The sequence below is a fragment of the Streptomyces sp. NPDC030991 genome (assembly GCF_055571235.1).
This window is the reverse complement of the sequence record NZ_JBVIFR010000001.1, coordinates 509,348-531,137: the sequence shown is the minus strand read 5'-3', so window position 1 is coordinate 531,137 and position 21,790 is coordinate 509,348. Positions and strand designations below refer to the sequence as shown.

20 protein-coding genes are annotated in these 21,790 nt (G+C 70.9%); 13 read left to right on the top strand and 7 right to left on the bottom strand.

From position 1 onward, the window contains the following. Window positions 1-2: 2 nt before the first annotated feature. On the bottom strand, window positions 3-1,232 hold the full coding sequence (locus tag ACZ45E_RS02540) for a cytochrome P450 family protein (protein WP_468215510.1): 1,230 nt from the start codon (window positions 1,230-1,232) through the stop codon (window positions 3-5). 470 nt (window positions 1,233-1,702) lie between these two features. On the opposite strand from ACZ45E_RS02540, the gene ACZ45E_RS02535 reads away from it, so the two are divergent. The 4 genes from ACZ45E_RS02535 to ACZ45E_RS02520 all read left to right on the top strand — a co-directional run bounded on the left by ACZ45E_RS02535 (window position 1,703) and on the right by ACZ45E_RS02520 (window position 5,413). After that, the gene (locus tag ACZ45E_RS02535; RefSeq protein WP_023586116.1) at window positions 1,703-1,906 is read left to right on the top strand and encodes a cold-shock protein; all 204 of its coding nucleotides are present in this window, start codon (window positions 1,703-1,705) and stop codon (window positions 1,904-1,906) included. A 344-nt stretch (window positions 1,907-2,250) separates the two neighbouring features. Beyond that, window positions 2,251-3,741: a DEAD/DEAH box helicase gene (locus ACZ45E_RS02530; RefSeq protein WP_468215508.1), complete on the top strand. Its 1,491-nt coding sequence runs from the start codon at window positions 2,251-2,253 to the stop codon at window positions 3,739-3,741. Window positions 3,742-4,625: 884 nt separating this feature from the next. Further along, window positions 4,626-4,964 (top strand): MerR family transcriptional regulator, encoded by a 339-nt coding sequence (locus ACZ45E_RS02525; RefSeq protein WP_468215505.1) that lies wholly within the window; start codon window positions 4,626-4,628, stop codon window positions 4,962-4,964. Between the two features lie 245 nt (window positions 4,965-5,209). Then, on the top strand, window positions 5,210-5,413 hold the full coding sequence (locus ACZ45E_RS02520; protein WP_030052720.1) for a cold-shock protein: 204 nt from the start codon (window positions 5,210-5,212) through the stop codon (window positions 5,411-5,413). A 169-nt stretch (window positions 5,414-5,582) separates the two neighbouring features. Here the strand turns inward: ACZ45E_RS02520 and ACZ45E_RS02515 are convergent, their stop codons facing one another. Continuing rightward, window positions 5,583-6,143, bottom strand: coding sequence for a hypothetical protein (locus ACZ45E_RS02515; protein WP_468215503.1), 561 nt, complete (start codon window positions 6,141-6,143; stop codon window positions 5,583-5,585). A gap of 277 nt (window positions 6,144-6,420) precedes the next feature. On the opposite strand from ACZ45E_RS02515, the gene trhA reads away from it, so the two are divergent. After that, window positions 6,421-7,206: a PAQR family membrane homeostasis protein TrhA gene (gene trhA, locus ACZ45E_RS02510; RefSeq protein WP_468215500.1), complete on the top strand. Its 786-nt coding sequence runs from the start codon at window positions 6,421-6,423 to the stop codon at window positions 7,204-7,206. On the opposite strand, the gene ACZ45E_RS02505 is transcribed toward trhA, so the two are convergent. Continuing rightward, window positions 7,200-8,447 carry a PP2C family protein-serine/threonine phosphatase gene (locus tag ACZ45E_RS02505; protein WP_468216027.1) on the bottom strand — a complete coding sequence of 416 codons (1,248 nt, stop codon included), beginning with the start codon at window positions 8,445-8,447 and terminating at the stop codon, window positions 7,200-7,202. The two genes, trhA and ACZ45E_RS02505, sit on opposite strands and share 7 nt — an antisense overlap. A 395-nt stretch (window positions 8,448-8,842) precedes the next feature. Continuing rightward, a complete protein-coding gene (locus ACZ45E_RS02500) occupies window positions 8,843-10,528 on the bottom strand; it encodes a ribonuclease J (protein ID WP_468215497.1) in 1,686 nt (561 codons plus the stop codon). A 364-nt stretch (window positions 10,529-10,892) separates the two neighbouring features. Here ACZ45E_RS02500 and panD point away from each other — a divergent pair, with 364 nt between their 5' ends. The 4 genes from panD to ACZ45E_RS02480 are packed head-to-tail and all read left to right on the top strand — an operon-like array spanning window position 10,893 to window position 12,912. Next, window positions 10,893-11,312 carry an aspartate 1-decarboxylase gene (panD, locus tag ACZ45E_RS02495; protein WP_468215495.1) on the top strand — a complete coding sequence of 140 codons (420 nt, stop codon included), beginning with the start codon at window positions 10,893-10,895 and terminating at the stop codon, window positions 11,310-11,312. A gap of 42 nt (window positions 11,313-11,354) precedes the next feature. Continuing rightward, the gene (locus ACZ45E_RS02490) at window positions 11,355-11,708 is read left to right on the top strand and encodes a GNAT family N-acetyltransferase (protein ID WP_468215493.1); all 354 of its coding nucleotides are present in this window, start codon (window positions 11,355-11,357) and stop codon (window positions 11,706-11,708) included. A 54-nt stretch (window positions 11,709-11,762) separates the two neighbouring features. Next, window positions 11,763-12,428, top strand: a complete 666-nt coding sequence (locus tag ACZ45E_RS02485; RefSeq protein ID WP_468215490.1) for an aspartate/glutamate racemase family protein — start codon at window positions 11,763-11,765, stop codon at window positions 12,426-12,428. Window positions 12,429-12,468: 40 nt separating this feature from the next. After that, window positions 12,469-12,912: a nitroreductase family deazaflavin-dependent oxidoreductase gene (locus ACZ45E_RS02480; RefSeq protein ID WP_468215488.1), complete on the top strand. Its 444-nt coding sequence runs from the start codon at window positions 12,469-12,471 to the stop codon at window positions 12,910-12,912. A gap of 329 nt (window positions 12,913-13,241) precedes the next feature. Here ACZ45E_RS02480 and gndA read toward each other — a convergent pair whose 3' ends face one another. Further along, window positions 13,242-14,681: an NADP-dependent phosphogluconate dehydrogenase gene (gene gndA / locus ACZ45E_RS02475; RefSeq protein WP_468215486.1), complete on the bottom strand. Its 1,440-nt coding sequence runs from the start codon at window positions 14,679-14,681 to the stop codon at window positions 13,242-13,244. A 122-nt stretch (window positions 14,682-14,803) separates the two neighbouring features. Here gndA and ACZ45E_RS02470 point away from each other — a divergent pair, with 122 nt between their 5' ends. Then, window positions 14,804-15,775 carry an acetylxylan esterase gene (locus tag ACZ45E_RS02470; RefSeq protein ID WP_468215484.1) on the top strand — a complete coding sequence of 324 codons (972 nt, stop codon included), beginning with the start codon at window positions 14,804-14,806 and terminating at the stop codon, window positions 15,773-15,775. 99 nt (window positions 15,776-15,874) lie between these two features. Further along, complete coding sequence (locus ACZ45E_RS02465; RefSeq protein ID WP_468215481.1) at window positions 15,875-17,035, top strand: transglycosylase family protein; 1,161 nt, start codon at window positions 15,875-15,877, stop codon at window positions 17,033-17,035. Here ACZ45E_RS02465 and ACZ45E_RS02460 read toward each other — a convergent pair. Beyond that, the gene (locus ACZ45E_RS02460) at window positions 17,025-18,047 is read right to left on the bottom strand and encodes a DMT family transporter (RefSeq protein WP_468215479.1); all 1,023 of its coding nucleotides are present in this window, start codon (window positions 18,045-18,047) and stop codon (window positions 17,025-17,027) included. The genes ACZ45E_RS02465 and ACZ45E_RS02460 overlap by 11 nt on opposite strands. Window positions 18,048-18,333: 286 nt before the next feature. Between ACZ45E_RS02460 and glgA the strand changes: the two genes are divergently transcribed. Both glgA and glgC read left to right on the top strand, forming a co-directional pair. Continuing rightward, window positions 18,334-19,491 (top strand): glycogen synthase, encoded by a 1,158-nt coding sequence (gene glgA, locus ACZ45E_RS02455; RefSeq protein ID WP_468216025.1) that lies wholly within the window; start codon window positions 18,334-18,336, stop codon window positions 19,489-19,491. Between the two features lie 32 nt (window positions 19,492-19,523). Next, window positions 19,524-20,741: a glucose-1-phosphate adenylyltransferase gene (gene glgC, locus ACZ45E_RS02450; protein ID WP_468215477.1), complete on the top strand. Its 1,218-nt coding sequence runs from the start codon at window positions 19,524-19,526 to the stop codon at window positions 20,739-20,741. A 30-nt stretch (window positions 20,742-20,771) separates the two neighbouring features. Here the strand turns inward: glgC and ACZ45E_RS02445 are convergent, their stop codons facing one another. After that, a complete protein-coding gene (locus ACZ45E_RS02445) occupies window positions 20,772-21,788 on the bottom strand; it encodes an ABC transporter permease (RefSeq protein ID WP_468216022.1) in 1,017 nt (338 codons plus the stop codon). Window positions 21,789-21,790: the final 2 nt, after the last annotated feature.

The following is a 21,790-nucleotide window of genomic DNA, read 5'->3' as shown; positions in this document are numbered from 1 at the left end:
GGTCAGACGGCCGCCGGACGCAGGCGCACGGGCACGCTGGTGTGCCCGTTGCTGATCAGGCTGGGCAGGGGCGTCAGTTCTTCGCGGGCCGTGGCGAGCCGGGCGTCGGGGAAGCGCTCGAAGAACTGGGACAGGACGCTGACGAGTTCGAGCCGGGCGAGCGGGGCGCCGAGGCAGAAATGGACGCCGTGCCCGAACGCCAGATGCTCCTTGTTGACGCGGGTGGCGTCGAAGCGGTCGGCGTCGTCGTGCCAGTCCGGGTGGCGGTTGGCGGCGCCGTAGGAGGCGAGGATCGCTTCCCCGGCCCTGATCGTGCGGCCCGAGGGCAGGGGGATGTCCTCGACCGCGTAGCGCAGGGGCAGGTGCTTGACGGCGGGCTCGTGGCGCAGGGTCTCCTCCACGACGTCCTGCCAGGTGCAGCGCCCGGCGCGGACGTGGGCCAGTTGCTCCGGGTCGGACAGCAGTGTGGTGATGGCCTGGTCGATGACGTTGACGGTCGTCTCGTAGCCGGCGCTGATCATCAGCAACAGGGTGTCGCGCAGTTCGGCGTCGCTCAGCGCGCGGCCGTCGCCCTCCTCGTCGCGGGTGGCGATCAGCAGGGAGGTCATGTCCTCGCCGGGCTCGGCCCGCTTGGCCTCGATCAACTCGGCGAGAACCTGGTACAGCGCGGCCGTGTTCGCCGTCGCCTCGTCGGCGGACAGGTTGGTGGCGAAGACGCGGTCCACCAGGTCACGGAATTGCCCGCGCTGCTCGGCGGGCATGCCCATCACCTGCCCGATGACGGCGATCGGCAACGGGTAGGCCAACTGTTCGCGCAGATCGGTCACTTCGCCGGCGGGCAGCGCGTCGAGGTCGTCGAGGAGGCCCGAGACGAGCGCGTCGATGTCGGCCTTGAGCGCGGTGGTACGCCGCGCGGAGAGGGCGGGGGCGATCATGCGGCGCAGGCGGCTGTGGTCGCTGCCGTAGGCGGTGAACATGTTCTCGACCGCCACCCACAGCGCCAGCGGCCAGGTCGAGACCGTGTCGGCGAAGTCCGGCCAGTGGGCACGGGCGTCCTTGGACACCCGCTTGCTGGTCAGGAGTTCCTTGAGCAGCGCCGGATCGGAGACGGACCAGGCACGCACCCCCAGCATGTCCACCATCGTGGCCGGGCCCCGTTCGCGTAAGGCCCGGTCCTCGGCATGGTGGTCGGCGCTTGAGGGGTCGAGGACGAGCATCGGCTGGTCGGGCACAGCGGGCTCCTTCGATGGATAAGGTCCGGGCAGCTCACGGCGGAGCTCCCGGTGTCGTCGAGCAGGGATACGTGGCAGGACAACCTACTTGTGCCTGCTCGGCGGGGACCAGGAAAAAACCCGGGGGACGCTCCGGACACGGGACACGCTGTCGGCGTCTCCTCAGGAGACGCTGCCCTCCCTATGAATCAATATCTGTGCCGGAGAGGTCAGAGTTCTACGGACCACGCAGCACGAGTTTTTGCCGCGACGGGCGGAATGGAATTGTCCGACGCACATGGACCGTTCCAGCGTGCTACTGTCGATCTCAGTTGCAGTTGTGGTTCCCAAGACTTCAAGTGCCCCCACCAGCTTTCTGCCGGTCGGGAGCACTTTTGTATTTCCGGTCATTTCCGGGCGGGGTAATCATCGCGACAACATGGCGTTCGCACGGTGCGGACGCCTATGCACTGCCCCGAAGGAGATATGACATGGCTGCTGGTACCGTGAAGTGGTTCAACGCTGAAAAGGGCTTCGGCTTCATCGAGCAGGACGGTGGCGGCGCGGACGTGTTCGCCCACTACTCGAACATTGCCGCGCAGGGCTTCCGTGAGCTGCTCGAGGGTCAGAAGGTCACCTTCGACATCGCGCAGGGCCAGAAGGGCCCGACGGCCGAGAACATCGTTCCCGCCTGACGCTCACGCACCATCTGTAGCTGGGGCCCGCATCCTTCCGGGGTGCGGGCCCCAGCTGCGTGCGTATTCCGCGGCGGTTTTCGCCCGCGGGACGCCCGGAGGAATCCGCGGTACTGCTGAGAGCGGTTCCTCCCTCGGGGCGCAGACGCATCTGAAGCGCTGCCCCGCAGCCGACGCCCGGATCGCAAGGTCCCCATCGCGTCACCATTTCCAGCACCTGCGCCCCCCGGGATTCCGGACGGCCAGATCTGCTTTCTTTTGCCACCGGTCCATACTTGTGATTCTCCGTGCCATTCATCGCAGCGGGAATTCCTTGATATGCGCCGCATCGAGGAAGGTTCCGCATGAACCGCACGTACACGAGCGACCGCCCCGCCCGCAGCCGCGACGGCCGTGCCGACGCCGGAAGGGGCGGCAGCGGCTACGGCTCGCAGGCTCCGCGCCGTACCGGCGGTCCCGTCCGCTCCGGCGGTTACGGCCGTCGGCCCGCCGCGGTGCAAGGTGAGTTCGCACTGCCCAGGACGATCACCCCCGCGCTGCCCGCCGTCGAGGGCTTCGCCGAACTCGACATGCCCGAGCAGCTCTTGGCCGAACTCGGCCGCCAGGGCGTCACCGCACCCTTCCCGATCCAGGGAGCGACGCTGCCGAACTCCCTCGCGGGCCGCGATGTGCTCGGCCGCGGTCGCACCGGCTCCGGCAAGACGCTCGCCTTCGGCCTCGCCCTGCTCGCCCGCACCGCCGGACAGCGCGCCGAGCCCCGCCAGCCCCTCGGCCTGATCCTCGTCCCCACCCGCGAGCTCGCCCAGCAGGTCACCGACGCGCTCACCCCGTACGCCCGCTCCCTGCGGCTGCGGCTGGCCACGGTCGTGGGCGGCATGTCGATCGGCAGGCAGGCCAGCGCGCTGCGCGGCGGGGCCGAGATCGTCGTCGCGACCCCGGGCCGGCTCAAGGACCTCATCGACCGCGGCGACTGCCGGCTGAACCACGTAGGCATCACGGTCCTCGACGAGGCCGACCAGATGGCCGACATGGGCTTCATGCCCCAGGTCACCGCGCTCCTCGACCAAGTGCGCCCGGAGGGACAGCGGATGCTGTTCTCCGCCACTCTGGACCGCAATGTCGACCTGCTGGTGCGCCGCTACCTGACCGACCCCGTCGTGCATTCCGTCGACCCGTCGGCCGGTGCCGTCACCACGATGGAGCACCACGTCCTGCACGTCCACGGCGCCGACAAGCACGCCGCCACGACCGAGATCGCCGCCCGCGAGGGGCGCGTGATCATGTTCCTGGACACCAAGCACGCTGTCGACCGGCTGACCCAGGACCTGCTCAACAGCGGGGTGCGGGCCGCGGCGCTGCACGGTGGGAAGTCGCAGCCCCAGCGCACCCGCACGCTGGCGCAGTTCAAGACGGGGCACGTCACCGTGCTCGTCGCCACGAACGTCGCCGCCCGCGGCATCCACGTCGACAACCTCGACCTGGTCGTCAACGTGGACCCGCCGACCGACCACAAGGACTACCTCCACCGCGGCGGCCGTACCGCCCGCGCCGGCGAGTCGGGCAGTGTCGTCACGCTGGTCACCCCGAACCAGCGCCGCAGCATGACCCGCCTCATGTCGGACGCCGGAATCCGTCCGCAGACGACCCAGGTCCGCTCGGGCGACGAGGCTCTGAGCCGTATCACCGGAGCGCAGACCCCGTCCGGCATCCCGGTCGTCATCACCGCACCGGTGGTCGAGCGTCCCAAGCGCACCTCCTCGCGAGGCCGGCGCCGCCCCGCCTCGGCGGCCAGGCGCGCCCCCGTACGCCAGTCCGGCCTCGGCGCGGTGGCCTAGAACTTCGTGGTCAGGAAGCCGGCCCGTCGCCAGCTCACCAGGGGCGGCGGTCCGACCGGGTAAACACGCACGAATCGACACCTGAGCAGCAGTGTGGGCCCCACCGGTACACCGGTGGGGCCCACACTGCTGTGCGGCCTGCTCCCGACTACCTCATCTTCGAGAGCGCGGAAATCTATGCCAGCGGGAGTAGACATGCGGCGGCGGTGTAGCTATGGTTTTTCCTGTAGCCGAGATCGAGCAAGGCCCGGCAGACAAGAACTGCGGGGCAGCAGTACGCAGTTGCAGTTGGCATGACGGTGCGGTGGTGGAGTTCCGAAGCCAGAGTGGTCGCAGGACGGCGACGGGGCTGACGACCGGACCGGGTGGCCCGCAGTGATCAGGGGCCGCCATGAGCAGTACCGCAGTGGCAGTACCTCGGTGAAGGCGTCGGCTGCGGGCGCGCGCTCCGAGAGGTTCGGCAGTGGGGTTCCAAGCCAGGGCAGACGCAGGACGGGCGACGGGGCTGGCTGCCGAAGAGTGGCGCTATCAAGGCCACCAGTAGTTCGCAGTACCTGTAGTTCGCGGTATCAGCAGTTCGCAATACCAGCAGTTCGTAGTCTCCGTCAGTGAGTAGTTGACCAAGAGGGAAGAACGGAGGAGCCGAGCGCCATCAGGATCGCCCGGGCCGAGTGAGCTGAGCCCGGGTACCGCAGGACATCGATAGTGAGGTGGTCTCCGGTCGAGCAACCGCGATCCCCGCGCCCCCGACAGCGTCTCGGTCGGGTCCGCGGAAACAGACGGCCGGTGCAGTATCAGGGCCGGCAGATGGTGTAGTAGTTCCTTCGGGGCCCTGGTGCCAGTACGGCGCCAGGGCCCCTCCACATGTTCCGCAGAGAGGTGCGATGACCGCAGACGACACGTTCGGCCGTCTCGATGACGACGACTACCCCGCCTACACCATGGGCCGGGCCGCCGAGATGCTCGGCACCACACAAGGCTTCCTGCGCGCCATCGGCGAAGCCCGCCTCATCACCCCGCTGCGCTCCGCGGGCGGACACCGCCGCTACTCCCGCTACCAACTGCGCATCGCCGCCCGCGCCCGGGAACTCGTCGACCAGGGCACCCCCATCGAGGCCGCCTGCCGCATCATCATCCTCGAGGACCAACTCGAGGAGGCCCAGCGCCTCAACGCCGAATACCGCCGCGCCACCGAATCGGCGAAGTCGACCGCGGCAGCGTGAGACGAGCGTGCCCGTCCCTCTCGACGGGCACCGCGCACACCTGATCTGCCGTGCGGAGTGATCGTTCCCTATGGTGACGCGACGTGCGGACGTGTAGCGTCTGCGTCAGCTGTCTTGGTTCGGAACTCCCTCTTGCCCACGCCGCTGGTGTGGGCGTTTTGCTGTGTTGTGCCGCAGGAACCAGGGCGATCACCGCTGCCTTCCGCATGGAGTGGGAGGCGTTCATCGACTGGAAGGCGTCAGACATGGCAACGGGAACTGTGAAGTGGTTCAACGCGGAGAAGGGCTTCGGTTTCATCGCCCAGGACGGCGGCGGCCCGGATGTCTTCGCGCACTACTCCGCGATCAACTCCACGGGCTTTCGTGAGCTCCAGGAGGGCCAGGCCGTGACGTTCGACGTCACCCAGGGCCAGAAGGGCCCGCAGGCCGAGAACATAAACCTGGCCTGAGGCTCGCAGGCTCGCCCGGGGGGAGCGCGCACACCGCGTCCGGTGAGCGTCGCCCCGTGCGGGCACAGGATCAGGGCCGCGCAGCTCTCGCCGCGCGGCCCTGCTCTGTCGAGCGGCGACGGGCGCCGCACGCCGCGCCTCTGCTCGCGCGGTCTGGAGCAGTGGTCGCTCAGGCGCCCGTCCAGGCGGCGAGGAACGCTTGCCGTCCCTCCGGATCGTCCCCTCTGCGATCCGCGTGCAGAACGCGCCAGGCGGTGAGTTCGAGATCGCGGAGCCACAACTCTCCGATGACCTGCGTCTTGAGATCAGGCAAGTGGTCGGACGCGGCGAGGGCTTGACCGATCACCTCCCCGGCCGCCACGCGCTGGGACGACGTCATCTCATCGACGGCCGAGAGGATCTGCCTGGCCAGGGCGCTTCCCTCTCCTCCAAGAGAACGCAGCACCTGAGCCTTCATGTTGACGGGTAGCAGGTACGCGGTTCCCGACGACCTCCACAGGTCCGACCAGAAGCGTTCTCCCGCCTTGGTGGGGGCAGGCAGCGCGGCCAGCAGCCCGAGGAGATGGCCGGTGGCCGCATAGCCGTCGGAGTGGGCGGCCGCGACGACCGCGATGCCGGCGACGCCCTCCACATCGAGCTTTCCGGCCTCGAGGTGCGGAGCCAGGTCCAGCTGGTCTTCCAACTGGTCTGTGAGGGCGGCGGATACGTGGGGGCGGACCTCAGGGAGCATCGGCGATCCTTGCGCGTAGGCGAGCGGAGATTGCCCGTTCGGAAGCTCTGATCTTTCCCAGGGCCGGCCGTTCTACTCGGCTTCGGCGACCCCGATCGGCGGGAGGCCGACGGGGCTGGAGCCCGCGCGGCGGCAAGGCGGCCCCGAGCCCGGCGACGGGGGTCCTGGAGCCCCGGGCCGACCTCCCATGAAGGCAGCCGGAGCGGGTCTTTTAGCATGGCCGCAGCACCGCATTGCTGTCGAAGACGCCCAGTCGCCCGAGGGAGAACGAGAAGCTGTGTCCCGTGATGCCGCGGAAGCCGAATACGGTCACGTCGCCTCAGGGCGTGGAGAGCGCCGTGCGGACGGGTCGCCTGACGGATCGCAAGGCGAACACGCAGGGGAGACGGCGCACTCGGTCTCCGCACTGGTGGAGCGGGCGGCCGACCTGGCCGAACCGATCAAGCCGAAACTGCGGGGCTGGCTCCACGCCGGAATGGTCCCCGCCGCACTGATCGCGGGCATCGTCATCATCTGCCTGGCCCGTACTCCGCAAGCGGTCCTGGCCTGTGCCGTGTACTCGGTCACCGCCTTGCTGCTGTTCGCGACGAGCGCCATCTACCATCGCGGCACCTGGGGACCGGTGGGCGAGGCTCTGCTACGGCGACTCGACCACGCCAACATCTTCCTGATCATCGCCGGCACCTGCACCCCCCTGGCCGTGCTCCTCCTCCGGCCGGAACAGCGGTCCGTGCTGCTGTGGATCGTATGGATCGGAGCATCGGCCGGCATCGCGTTCCGGGTCCTGTGGGTCGGAGCTCCGCGCTGGCTGTACACCCCGTGCTATCTGGCCCTGGGGTGGGCGCCGGTGAGCTACCTGCCCGACTTCCTGCACGCCGGCGGAGCGGCCGTCGTCGTCCTGATCGTGGTCGGCGGCGTCCTCTACAGCGCGGGCGCGGTCGTCTACGGCCTGCGGCGGCCCGACCCCTCACCCCGGTGGTTCGGGTACCACGAGGTCTTCCACGCCCTGACCGTGGCCGCCTTCGCCGCGCACTACCTCGCCATCTGCCTGGCCGCCTACTGAGGGTGCGGTGACGCGTGCCGCCCCGCTGTCCGGGACGGGGCGGACGCGTCGGCGAGGTCGGCACCGGTGTCGGCATCACGCCGGGAGTGGCCGACGCCCTGCCAGTCCAGGCACATGACCGTCGCGTCGTCCTGCAGGTGACCGTGGTTGGCGTCGACGATCGCCGCGATGAGGGTGCGGGCCGCCTCGCGGGGATGCAGATCGCGGGTGAGCACGATCAGATCGGCCAGATCGAGACTGCCCGCGTTGCGCTCCAGCATGCCGTCGGTCAGCATCACCAGCCGGTCACCCGGGCGCAGGTCCAGTGACTGGACCCGGTAGTCGTGAGGGGCGGTGAAGCCGAACGGCATATCGATCTCCGGAGCGATCTCCTGTACCTGTCCGTCCCGCATCCGCAGGGGCCAGGGGTGCCCTGCATTGATGAACTCGGTCTTGCCGTCGATCAGGCTGATCCGCAGAAGCTGACCGGTGACGTAGCCGTGGCGGCCGTGCTCGCGCATGGCCTGGTCGGCCTGGCGCGCCTGTTCGGCCAGGTCCGCGCCGGCCCGCCGGGCCCGGCGCAGCGCGCCCACCAGGAGGGTGGCCAGCAGCGCGGCGTCGACATCGTGCCCCATGGCGTCGGTGACGGAGAGCTGGACCGTGTCCCGGTCGATCACGTAGTCGAAGGTGTCGCCCCCGACGTGGTCAGCCGGCTCCAGCGCCCCGGCCACCGCGAACTGCGCGGCCTCGCACGCCAGCGACGACGGCAGCAGCCGGTGCTGGATCTCCGCGGCCAGGCTCAGCGGGACGGTACGGCGGCCCCACTGGTACACGTCGGTGTAGGACCGGTTCGCGATGACGATGTAGGCCAGGGCGTGCGCGGTCTCGCCGATCTCCCGCATCACCTCCGCGTCCGGCGCCGCGGGCAGGAACAGTTCGAGGAGCCCTATGGCGTCCCCGCGGTTGGTCACGGGGGCGACGACCCGCACCAGCGTGCCCTCGCCCGTGTCCTCCATGCTCGGGCGCTGGGTCCGGATCACGTCGTCGTACAGGGTGCCGCGCAGCGCGATGCGCCGGGCGGGTTCGTCGGTGTCGACGCTGCCCGCCGCCCCCAGCCGTACGACCGAGCCGCCGGTGAAGTCGGTGATCAGGAACGACACCGAATGCGCCCCGAGGTGCTCCTTGAGCATGCGCGCGACGACGTCGAGCGACTCCACGGGCGCCGCCGTCTCCGCCGCCGCGAGCGTCCCCGCCAAGGTCATCCCCTTGTCCCGGCCGTGTCCGGCCCCGGGAGTACCACGGGCCGGACCGCCGTCTCCAGGCTCGTATACGGTCACCGTGGCTCCTTGCCGCTCGCTGGTACTCGGGGTTTCGGTCCCGGCGGCGCGAGGACCCGCGAAAGCCCGGAGCTGGCCAGATGGTATGGCACCCACGGCACCCTTGGACGGTTTCCACCCGGCCGAGCGCAGGTTCCCGCCCGGTGACCGCTTGCCGGTGCCGGTCGATGAGGTGGAGGGCCGCCCCGGCCGGGCCCGGTGGCGCGTCGCCGGTGTCGGCGTACAGGTGGGTGACCGCCGACTCCGGTGACCCCCGACTCCCGTGCCCGGCCCGCGGCCCCGGCGAGACCGGGACCGCGGGCCGGGCTGCCGGGCCCGGCTCAGGCGTCGATGATGACCGGGATGATGAGCGGCTTGCGGCGGTGGGTGCGGAAGGCCCAGTTCGCCACCGCGCGGGCGACGAGCTGTTCGAGCTGGCGGGCGTCCCCGACGCCTTCCTCGGCCGCCGCGGCCAGGGTCTTCTCGATGACCGGGACGACCGGCTCGAAGGTGGCGTCGTCGTGGACGAAGCCCCGGGCCAGGAAGTCGGGTGCCTCGGCGAGGGCGCCGGTGTCCGCGTCGACGATCGCCACCACCGTGACCACGCCCTCCTCCGCGAGGGTGAGGCGGTCCTTGAGGGACGCCTCGGTGGCCCCGCCGACTTCCATGCCGTCCACGTAGACGTTGCCCGCGGGGACCTTGCCGGTGATGGACGTGCGCCCGTCGACGAGGTCGACGACGACGCCGTCCTCGGCGATGACGACCCGATCGGGGTCGACGCCGGTGCGGATGGCGAGGTCGCCGTTGGCCCGCAGATGGCGCCATTCGCCGTGCACGGGCATGACGTTGCGGGGCTTGACGATGTTGTAGCAGTAGACGAGTTCGCCGGCGCTGGCGTGCCCGGAGACGTGCACCTTGGCGTTGCCCTTGTGGACGACGTGCGCGCCCCACCGGGTGAGTCCGTTGATCACCCGGTAGATCGCGTTCTCGTTGCCGGGGATCAGGGAGCTGGCGAGCAGGACGGTGTCGCCCTTGCCGATGCGGATGACGTGGTCGCGGTTGGCCATCCGCGACAGCGCGGCCATCGGCTCGCCCTGGGACCCGGTGCACACCAGAGTGATCTTGTGGTCCGGGAGCTTCTCCAGCTCCTTGGTGTTCACGATCAGACCGGACGGCACCTTCAGATAGCCCAGGTCACGGGCGATGCCCATGTTGCGGACCATCGACCGGCCGACGAAGGCGACCTTGCGGCCGTGCTGGTGGGCGGCGTCCAGTACCTGCTGGATGCGGTGCACATGGCTGGCGAAACTGGAGACGATGACGCGGCGCGGCGCGGTACGCATCACCTGCTCGATCGCCGGGTTCAGCTCCCGCTCCGAGGTGGTGAAGCCGGGTACCTCGGCGTTGGTGGAGTCGGTGAGGAACAGGTCCACACCCTCCTCGCCGAGGCGGGCGAAGGCGCGCAGGTCGGTGATGCGGTCGTCGAGGGGGAACTGGTCCATCTTGAAGTCGCCGGTGTGCAGCACCATGCCGGCGCTGGTCCGGATCGCGACCGCGAGGCTGTCCGGGATGGAGTGGTTGACCGCCACGAACTCGCAGTCGAAGGGGCCGAAGCGCCGCCGGTCTCCCTCCCGCACGCGCACCGTGCGCGGCCGGATGCCGTGTTCCTTGAGTTTGGCCTCCAGGAACGCCAGGGTCAGCTTGGAGCCGACGACGGGGATGTCGCGCCGCTCGCGCAGCAGGTACGGCACGCCGCCGATGTGGTCCTCGTGGCCATGGGTGAGAACGACAGCCACGATGTCGTCCAGCCGGTCCCGGATCGAGGTGAAGTCCGGCAGGATCACGTCCACGCCGGGCTGGGTCTCTTCGGGGAACAGCACACCGCAGTCGACGACGAGCAGCTTGCCGGCGTGCTCGAAGACGGTCATGTTGCGGCCGATCTCACCCAGGCCGCCCAGGGCGGTGACGCGCAGCCCTCCTTCAGGAAGGGGAGGGGCGGCTTTAAGTTCGGGGTGCGGATGACTCATACCCTGACGGTACCTGTGGAGCGGGACAGCTTGATCCGTTGTCCGTGTGATCTCTCGGGGACAGAGGGGGACTGGCCTGGTTCTCGCTACGGAGAGTTACCTGTGGCGCTCGGCGGGTCACGCTCCGCTTACCCCTCATGGAGACCGCCGTTTCGACGGCCTCTTCCGGTCGAGCCCCTTCGCTCCGGACCGCGGCCCGGACCGTCGGCGTGACGGTGATCACGGACCTCCTCCAGGGGCTGCTGCGTAGGCTTGGGTCGTCGTCACGGTGGGATTCCGCGGACACGCGACTCGTTATAGGGTATGGAAACAGCCCTTGACCTGCAAAAACGCAGGCAGGGAGCCTACTTTTGGGAGTACCCCCATGCTGCGTACGATGTTCAAGTCCAAGATCCACCGAGCCATCGTCACCCAGGCCGACCTGCACTACGTCGGCTCGGTCACCATCGACGCGGACCTGCTCGACGCCGCCGACCTGCTGCCCGGCGAGCTCGTGCACATCGTCGACATCGACAACGGCGCCCGCCTGGAGACCTACGTCATCGAGGGCGAGCGCGGCTCGGGTGTCATCGGGATCAACGGGGCGGCCGCCCACCTCGTGCACCCGGGTGATCTCGTGATCATCATCAGCTACGCCCAGGTCGACAACGCCGAGGCGCGGTCGCTGCGGCCCAGGGTCGTGCACGTGGACCGGGACAACGCGATCGTGGCACTCGGCGCGGACCCCTCCGCACCGGTCCCCGGCAGCGACACCGAGCGGAGCCCGCAAGCCGTGTCCGCCTGACCCGCCGCCCGCCCCCTCGCCCCAGCCACACGGGAGTGCCCCATGAGCGACATCGAGATCCACGACGACCGCGACCGGGGCCTCCTGACGGCCCGCGAGGGCGGCGGCGACGGTGAGATCGTCGGCCGCATCCAGTACTTCGTGCTCGACGAGCCGCAGAGCGCTCTCGTGGCGGCGCACACCGTCGTGGAGCCGGCGCACGAGGGCAAGGGCATCGCCGGGTCGCTCGCGCGCGAGCTGTACGCGATGGCGGCCCGCGAGACGGTCGCCGTCGCCCCGCTCTGCTCGTTCGTCGCCCACTGGGCCGAGCGGCACCCCGGCGAGGCCCCCGCCGCGCCCCGCGACCTCCTCGACGCCGCCGCACAGGCGCTCGCCGCCGACCCGCGGAAGTGGTGAACCCCGCACCCCGGAACGGTCGGAACGGCTCAGGACAGCCCTAGGCTGCCAGGCATGATCCTCTCGCTCCTGCACACCTCACCGGCGCACATCCCCGTCTTCGACGGCCTGCGCGACGCCGGCCACCCCGGCCTCACGCTGCGCCACACCGTGCGGGAGGACCTGCTGGTGCGGGCCGGTGAGAGCGGCCCCGGCTCCGTCGCCGACGACGTGCGTACGCTCCTGGAGGCGGCGGAGCGGGACGGCGCGGACGCCGTGCTGTGCACCTGCTCCAGCATCGGCGCCGTCGCCGAGGAGCTGGCGCCCGCGCTCGGCGTGCCGGTGCTGCGCGTGGACCGTCCGATGGCCGCGCGGGCCGTCGCCGCCGGGTCGCGGGTCACCGTCGTCGCCACGGTGCACAGCACTTTCGCGCCGACCGTCGCCCTCGTCGAGGAGGAGGCCGGGCGCGCCGGGCGGGACGTGGCCGTGCGCACCGTGTTCGTCGAGGGGGCCTGGGAGCGGTTCCTGGCCGGTGACCGGGACGGCTACCTCGACCGGGTCGCGGCCGCCGTCGACTCCGTCACCGGCGCCGACGCCGTCGTCCTGGCGCAGGCATCCATGGCCGACGCCGCGGATCGCGCTCGCACCTCGCTACCGGTGCTTTCCAGCCCGCGACCCGGCCTCGACGCCGCCGCCGCGCGCTGCGCGTCCACCAAGAAGGCCCCGGGCGGGCAGAATTGACGCCCGGCAGCACCGAGTGAACCGAGCGAGAGGAGCCGACATGACCGACCATGACAGCGACGTCGCCATCAGCCCCACCGGATGGGTCGCGAAGCAGGCCCGCACCTACGAGGAGTCCGGCGGCACCAAGGGCACCACCCTCCAGGGCGTTCCCTGCCTGCTGCTCGACTACAAGGGGCGCAAGTCGGGGCAGTGGCGGCGCACCGTCCTGATCTACGGCCGGGACGGCGACGACTACCTGATCGTGGCCTCGTACGGCGGCGCCGACGCGCACCCGCTGTGGTACCTGAACCTGCAGGCGGACCCGGAGGTGCGGCTGCGCGTGGGCACCGAGCGGTTCACCGCACGCGCCGAGACCCTGCCGCACGAGGAGAAGGCCCGGGTCTGGGACTCCCTGGTCGAGCTGTTCCCGGCGTACGCGGAGTACCAGAAGAAGACCAGCCGGGACATCCCCGTGGTGCGCCTGACCCGTACGGACGGCTGATCCGGGTCCGCCGGACGCGTGAGCTCGGCGGGCGTGGGCAGGCGGGCCGGGAGACAGTGGACAGGACCTTTCCTCCGAACCCCTGGAGGCAGTGCGATGACCCAGCCGTTCCCCGATCCCGTCCCGCCGAGCCCCACCCCGGTCCCGGGCCCCGGGCCCGACGTCCCGGACCCGGCGCCGTTGCCGGACCCCTTCCCGACGCCGAAGCCCGGGCCCGTGCCGCAGCCCCCGCCGGCCCCGGCGCCGCCGGGACCGGGGCCGGAGCCCGACCCGACGCCGCCGGAGCCCGAACCGTCACCCGTGTGACGCGGACCCGCTGACGCCGGGCGCTACGCGTCGGTCTCCGAGCGGTCGCCGCCCCACAGCGTGTGGAACGAGCCTTCCCGGTCGACCCTGCGGTACGTGTGCGCGCCGAAGAAGTCCCGCTGGCCCTGCGTGAGCGCGGCCGGCAGGCGCTCGGCGCGCAGCGCGTCGTAGTACGCGAGCGCGGCGGCGAAGCCAGGCGTGGGCACACCCTGCGTGGTCGCGGCGACGAGGACGGCACGCCAGTCGTCCTGCGCCGCCGCGATCTCGTCTGCGAAGCTCTTGTCCGACAGGAGCGAGACCAGGTTCGGCTCGGCCTCGTACGCGGCGGTGATCCGGTCGAGGAACGCCGCCCGGATGATGCAGCCGCCGCGCCAGATGCGGGCCACCGCGCCGAGATCGATGTTCCAGTCGTACTCCTCGCTGCCCGCGGCGAGCTCGTGGAAGCCCTGCGTGTAGGAGACGATCTTCGAGGCGTACAGGGCCTGCTCGACCTTGTCGGCGAAGGCCGCGGCCTCCGACCCGCTCAGCCTGGTGGCTGTCGGTCCCGCCAACCCCTGTGCGGCGGCGCGCAGTTCGGCGTGGCCGGACAGGGAGCGCGCGAACACCGCCTCCGCGATGCCGGAGACCGGGACACCCAGGTCCAGCGCGATCTGCACCGTCCAGCGACCGGTGCCCTTCTGCTCGGCCTGGTCCTGGACGACGTCCACGAACGGCTTGCCGGTGACGGCGTCCTCGTGGGAGAGAACCTCCGCCGTGATCTCGATGAGGTAGGAGTCGAGGCGGCCCGTGTTCCAGGTGCGGAAGACGTCCGCGATCTGCGCGGGGGAGTACCCGGCGACATCCCGCAGCAGCTGGTAGGCCTCGCCGATGAGCTGCATGTCGGCGTACTCGATGCCGTTGTGCACCATCTTGACGAAGTGACCCGCGCCGTCCGGGCCGAGGTGCGTCACGCACGGGGTGCCGTCCTTCGCCTTCGCGGAGATCTTCTCCAGCATCGGGCCGAGCGATGCGTACGATTCGACGCTGCCGCCGGGCATGATGCTCGGCCCGTGCAGTGCGCCCTCCTCGCCGCCGGAGACGCCGGTGCCGACGAAGTGGATGCCCTGTTCGCGCAGCTCCCTCTCGCGGCGCCGGCTGTCGGCGAAGTGCGCGTTGCCGCCGTCGATGATCATGTCACCGGGTTCGAGGAGCGGCGCGAACTCCTTGATCACCGCGTCCGTCGGGTCGCCCGCCTTCACCATGATCACGAGCCGGCGCGGCCGTTCCAGGGCGGCCACGAAGTCCTCGGCGGTCTCGGTCGGGACGAAGATGCCCTCCTCGCCGAACTCCTCCACCAGCTGGTGCGTCCGGGACGCCGTGCGGTTGTGCAGGGCGACCGTGTATCCGTTCCGCGCGAAGTTGCGGGCGAGGTTGCGCCCCATGACAGCGAGCCCGCTGACACCGATCTGGGCTGTAGTGCTCATGCCTGTCGCTCCTGGATTGGGAAATTGAAAGTTTCTGTTCAGTTGGCGCGTGGCTGGGCGTAGCGTTGGCCTCCGCCCCCCATGAGCCCTCGTCCGAACTCTCTACGATGCTGGAGCCGCGCGTGCCTCATTTCGATCTGCCGCTCGACGAACTGCGTGCGTACAAGCCCGCGTTGACGGCCTTCGACGACTTCGACGCCTTCTGGGAGAAGACCCTGGCCGAAGCCAGGGAACACGACCTCGACGCGCGTTTCGAGCCGGTCGACGTCCCGTTCACCGCGGTGGACGTCTTCGACGTTACGTACGCGGGCTTCGGCGGGCATCCCGTGAAGGGCTGGCTGATCCTCCCCGCGGGCACCAGGGAGCCGATACCGGCCGTCGTCGAGTACATCGGCTACGGCGGCGGCCGGGGCCTGCCGCACACCCACCTCAGGTGGGCCGCGGCCGGGTTCGCGCACTTCGTGATGGACACCCGCGGCCAGGGCAGCGGCGGCAGTGTCGGCGACACCCCGGACCCCGTCGGCAGCGGACCCGCGGCCCCCGGTTTCATGACGCGGGGTGTCCAGGACCCGCAGGAGTACTACTACCGGCGCGTCTACACGGACGCGGTGCGCGCCGTCGAAGCGGCCCGCTCGCACCCGCTGATCGACGCCTCCCGCACCGCTGTGACCGGCGGCAGCCAGGGCGGCGGCATCACGATCGCCGTGGCCGGTCTCGTGCCGGACCTGAAGGCGGCCGCGGCCGACGTGCCGTTCCTGTGCCACTTCGGCCGCGCGGCCACGCTCACCGAGCGTCACCCGTACCGGGAGATCGCGCTCTACCTGAAGGCGCACATCGGGGAGGACGAGCGGGTCTTCCGGACGCTCTCCTACTTCGACGGCATGAACTTCGCGGCCCGCGCCACCGCGCCCGGCCTCTTCTCGGCCGCCTTGGAGGACCTGACCTGCCCGCCGTCGACGGTGTTCGCGGCGTACAACCACTGGGCGGGCGCCGAGCGCTCCATGGAGGTGTACGCCTTCAACGACCACGAGGGCGGCGGAGCCTTCCAGCAGGCCGTACAACTGCGCTGGATTCCCGGCCACTTGAGGGGCTGAAAGCAGCCAGGGTGGCGCACGGCACTCTTGTCAGCGCTGTGGGGGAGCCGCTAATTTGCGGCTCCTACTGTGCCTGTCAGGTTACCGAGGGGGCTTCCCATGGCGTTACGCGGCCGGCATCGCCGGTACCAGCCGAGCCGGGTCAACCGGGCGTCGCTCACCGTGACCATCGGTGGCGCCGGCATGGCGATCCCGCTCATCGGCGCGGGGACGGCCCAGGCCGCGGACGTGCAGACGTGGAACAAGGTCGCCGCGTGCGAGTCGGGCGGCAGCTGGACCGTCAACACCGGCAACGGCTACTACGGCGGCCTCCAGTTCACCGGCTCCACCTGGGCGGCGTACGGCGGCACGGCCTACGCGCCCCGCGCCGACCTGGCCGCCAAGGACCAGCAGATCGCGGTCGCGGAGAAGGTGCTGAAGGCGCAGGGGCCGAGCGCCTGGCCGGTCTGCTCGCAGCGGGCCGGCCTGACCCGCACCGCCGAGCGGCCCGCCCCGGTCCGCACGGTGCAGGACGTGAAGCCCGAGACGACCCCGCAGTCGGCCGGGTCCCGCGCCGACATGTACACGGTCATCGGCGGCGACACGCTCTCCGGCATCGCGGACGCCCGCAAGGTGCCCGGCGGCTGGGAGCGGCTGTACTCGGCCAATCGCCGGGCGATCGGCGCCGACCCGGACCTGATCATCCCGGGACAGCGGCTCTCGATGCCGGGAGCGGCCACGAAGACCGCCGCACCCAAGGCCCCGCAGCCCCACAAGGCACAGCCCCACAAGACCCAGCCCCACAAGGCACAGCCGAAGAAGGCCGAGCCGAAGAAGACTCAGCCGAAGAAGGCCACGACCGCCGGGACCGCCTCGCGCGGCGCCGTCGCACCCGTCGACGCCTCCCTCGGCACCCCGTACCACGCGGCCGGATCCTCCTGGTCGAAGGGCTACCACACCGGGGTGGACTTCGCCGTGCCCACCGGCACCTCCGTCAAGGCCGTCGCCGCGGGCCAGGTCGTCTCGGCCGGCTGGGGCGGCGCGTACGGCTACGAAGTGGTGATCCGCCACGCCGACGGCCGCTACAGCCAGTACGGACACCTGTCGGCGCTCTCCGTGAAGAGCGGACAGCGCGTGGTGGAGGGCCAGCGCATCGCCCGCTCCGGGTCCACCGGCAACAGCACGGGCCCGCATCTGCACTTCGAGGTGCGGACCGGGCCCGGCTTCGGCAGTGATGTCGACCCGCTCGCCTACCTGCGGGCCCACGGAGTCAGGATCTGACGTTCCGGGAACCACCGTTCCACACGGCCGACCCGCCGCGGGACGGCTTCGGCTGGTGCGGCATGCTCTCCAGCCCGGCCGGGCTGTCCGGCACGGTCGGGTTCTCCGCCAGGGTGGAGCCGCCCGGCGCGCTCGGGGTCTCCGGGGCGCCCGGCGTGTGCTGGGCGATCACCTGGGCGGTGCGGTCGCGGCCGATGCGCTCGGTCGTCAGCAGGATCAGGCCGCCCGCGGCCACCACACCGCAGCCGAGCGCCAGGACCGTGCCGATGGTGCCGTGCCGGAACGTCTCGCCGAACAGGGTGATGCCGACGGCCGCCGCCACCACCGGGTTCACCACGGTCGCCGTCGCCAGCGGCGCCGCCAGACCCGCGCCCCGGTAGGACGCCTGCGACAGCATCATGCCCGTCGTGGCCAGCGCCGCGATCGCCAGCAACGTGCTGAGCTGCTCCAGGGGCCGCCCCGACCAGTCGACGGCCACCGACTTCGTGAAGACCGACGCCATACCGAACGCGCTGCCCGCGGCCACCGCGAGCAGCACCGCGCGCACCACGGGATGCCGGTGCGCGGCCCGCGCCGACATCATCAGTACCAGGACGCCGCCGGCCGTGATCAGACCGACCAGCAGGCGCTCCGCCCCGTCCAGCGAGTCCTCCGAGGCCGAGCCGGTCAGCGCGAGCAGCCCCGCGAGCCCGACCGTCGCCATGATCGCCCCGCGCCAGGCGGTGGCCCCGGCCCGGCGCCGCACGAACAGCGCCGCCATCGGCAGCGCCAGCACGATCGTCAGGGCGCCCAGCGGCTGCACCAGGCTCAGCGGACCGTACGCGAGGGCGACCACGTGCAGCAGCGCCCCCAGACCGTTCAGACACCCGGCGCCCCACCAGGCGGGCCTGCGCAGCGGCGCGTACGCCGATTCGGGCGAGGTCTGGGCGACCCGCTCCTGCACGATCGCCCCGCCCGCGTAGGCGACCGCCGAGACCAGGGAGAGCAACACGGAGAACGCCAGAGCACTCATCTCGTGCCCCCAGCGGTGCGGCGCGGCGCGCGGTCGGTTTCCATACTCTCCACGATCTCTCGCGCACGCGTTTCTGTCGTCCGACCTGAGCAGGCATTGGGTCCTACTACCGATGGAGTACGCCGCGTCCCGAGTCATCCCCAGGGCGGGTGTCCGCCGGGGCGGACGTGCCTCGTACCGTCGGCACTCTTCCGCCCGGGGCGTCCATGAGTGACCATGAGACGCGAAGCGAGCACGACCGACCTGAGCGAGTGGGGACGAGCGAATACGGGGGCCGCGCGTGCGAGTGGGACTGCTCAGCCGGGAGTACCCGCCGGACGTCTACGGCGGCGCCGGGGTCCATGTCGAGTTCCTGGCAAGGGAGTTGCGCCCGCTCGTCGATCTCGACGTCCACACCTGGGGCGAGGGCACGGCCGACGGGGTACGCCGCCACCGCGCGTGGCCGGTGCTCGACGGGGCCAATGAGGCGCTGCGCACCCTCTCCGTGGATCTGTCCATGGCCGCCGCGCTCGAAGGGCGCGACCTCGTCCACTCCCACACCTGGTACACCGCCCTCGCGGGCCACCTCGCCGCCCTCCACCTCGGTATCCCGCACGTGATGACCGCGCACTCCCTGGAGCCGCTGCGCCCGTGGAAGGCCGAACAGCTCGGCGGTGGTTACGCTCTGTCTTCCTGGGCGGAACGCACCGCGATCGAGGCGGCCGACGGTGTGATCGCCGTGTCCCGCGCGATGCGCGACGACATCCTCACCTGCTACCCGGCGCTGGAGCCCGACCGCGTCCGCGTCGTGCACAACGGCATCGACGTGTCGCTGTACCACGCCGACCCCGGCACGGACGTGCTGGAGCGCCACGGCGTCGACCCGCGGCGCCCGTACGTCATCTTCGTCGGCCGCATCACGCGCCAGAAGGGCGTGCCCCATCTGCTGCGCGCGGCACGGGAGTTCGCGCCGGGGGTACAGCTCGTGCTCTGCGCCGGCGCGCCGGACACCCCGGAGATCGGACGCGAGTTCCGCGAGCTGGTCGAGGAGTTGCGAAAGCTCCGCGACGGCGTGTGCTGGATCCCGTCCATGCTGCCGCGCGCGGAAGTCGTCCAACTCCTCACGCACGCCTCGGTGTTCGTGTGCCCGTCCGTGTACGAGCCGCTCGGCATCGTCAACCTGGAGGCGATGGCCTGCTCCACCGCGGTCGTCGCCTCCCGGGTCGGCGGCATCCCCGAGGTGGTCGCGGACGGCGAGAGCGGGCTGCTCGTCCCGTACGCGGAGGCGGACCCGGCGGCGTTCGAGGCGGGTCTCGCGCGCGCCGTGAACGAGGTGGTCGGTGACCCCGGGGCGGCGCGCCGCATGGGGGAGGCCGGCCGGGAGCGGGCGGTGGCGGAGTTCGGCTGGGCCGCGGTGGCGCGGCGTACGGCTCAGGTGTACGGGGAGATCCTCGACGGCGCCTAGGGCGTCGGATCATGGAGGGGGCGGGTGGCGGCATGCGCGGTGGGCCTTCGGTGCTCGGGATCGTACTGGCGGGAGGAGAGGGGAAGCGGCTGATGCCGCTGACCGCGGACCGGGCGAAGCCCGCGGTGACCTTCGGCGGCACCTACCGCCTGGTCGACTTCGTCCTGTCGAACCTGGTGAACGGCGACATCCTGCGGATCTGCGTGCTGACGCAGTACAAGTCGCACTCCCTGGACCGGCACGTCACGACGACGTGGCGGATGTCGAGCCTGCTCGGCAACTACGTCACGCCCGTCCCGGCCCAGCAGCGCCTCGGCCCCCGCTGGTACTCGGGCAGCGCCGACGCGATCCTGCAGTCCCTCAACCTCGTCCACGACGAACAGCCCGACTTCATCGCGGTGTTCGGCGCCGACCACGTGTACCGGATGGACCCGCGGCAGATGCTGGAGCAGCACATCCAGTCCGGCGCGGGCGTCACCGTCGCGGGCATCCGGGTGCCGCGCGCGCAGGCCCCGTCCTTCGGCATCATCACGCCGGCCCGGGACAGCACCCGCGTCGAGGCGTTCCTGGAGAAGCCGACGGACCCGCCGGCGCTGCCCGGCACCCCGAACCAGGTGTTCGCCTCGATGGGCAACTACCTCTTCACGACCAAGACCCTCGTCGACGCGTTGCAGCAGGACGCGGAGGACGAGGACTCGGCGCACGACATGGGCGGTTCGATCCTGCCGCTGCTGACCGAGCGCGGCGTCGCCCAGGTCTACGACTTCGACGAGAACCGGGTCCCGGGCGAGACCGACAGGGACCACGGCTACTGGCGCGACGTCGGCACCCTCGACTCGTACTACGAGGCCCACATGGACCTCGTCTCGGACGAGCCGATGTTCAACCTGGACAACCGGCGCTGGCCCATCTACACGCACTCCGGCCAGCTGCCGCCCGCGAGGTTCTGCGCGGCCGGCATCGCGAGCGAGTCGATCGTCGGCCCGGGCTGTGTGATCCGCGGCCAGGTCACCGGTTCCGTCCTCTCGCCGGGGGTGACGATCGCCGACGGCGCCGTCGTCCAGGGCTCGGTCCTGCACGACAACGTGCATATCGGCAGGGGAGCGGTGGTGCGCGGCGCCGTGCTCGACAAGAACGTGGAGGTCCCCGCCGGGGCGACGATCGGCGTCAACCCGGGCCGGGACGCGGAGCTCTACACGGTCTCGAAGGGCGGGGTGATCGCCCTGGGCAAGGGCCAGGCGGTGCACTGACGACCGCACACGGGTGGACCGGACCGGGCCTCACAGCACCCGGCGCCGCCGTCCCAGCCAGGTTTGCGCGATCACCACGACCGCGAGGAACGCCCCGCTGACCACCTGCTGGTAGGCCGAGTCCAGCGAACCGATCTGGTTGATCACGTTCTGGATGACCTTGAGGAGGAGCACGCCCACCAGCGAACCGCTGATGAACCCGAAACCGCCCGTCAGCAGGGTGCCGCCGATGACGACCGCCGAGATCGCCTCCAGCTCCATGCCGGAGCCGAGGATCGTCACGCCCGACACCAGCCAGGCCGCGTTCAGCGCACCGGCCAGGCCCGCGCACAGACCGGACAGGGTGTAGACGCCGATCTTCGTGCGGGCCACCGGCGCGCCCATCAGGGCCGCCGCGTCCTCGTTGCCGCCGACCGCGTACACGTACTGCCCGAAGCGGGTACGCCGCAGCACCACCGCGCCGAGCACGAAGAGCGCGAGGGTGATCCAGACCGGCAGGCCGACGCCGAACAGCTTGTTCTGGCCGAGCGAGGCGAAGACCGTCGACTTGTCGACGAGGTACGTCTTCGAGCCCTCGTCGGTGATCGCGAGGAGGATGCCGCGCGCGCCGAGCATCGCCGCAAGGGTCACGATGAACGGGGCGAGCCGGGAGCGGGCGATCAGCAACCCGTTGACGAGCCCGATCAGACCGCAGACCGCCAGCGGCAGCAGCAGCGCCACCACCGTCCCGTACCGCGACCCCCAGGCCGCGAGCACCCCGCCGAGCGCGAACAGCGAACCGACCGACAGGTCGATGCCGCCCGTCACAATCACGAACGTCATGCCGAGCGCCACGATCGCGAGGAACGCCGACGACAGCGCCATGTTCTCCAGGTTGTCGCCGGTCAGGAACGTGTCGAAGGAGAGTGAGGCGGCGATCACCGCGATCACCAGCGTGACCAGCGCGCCGTGCTGCTGGGCGAATGCGCTCAGCCGCTCCGCGCGCGTCGCGCCGAGCGCCTCCTCGTGCGCGGCCTCGGCGGGCTGTGCCGCTTCGACGTCTGTCATCG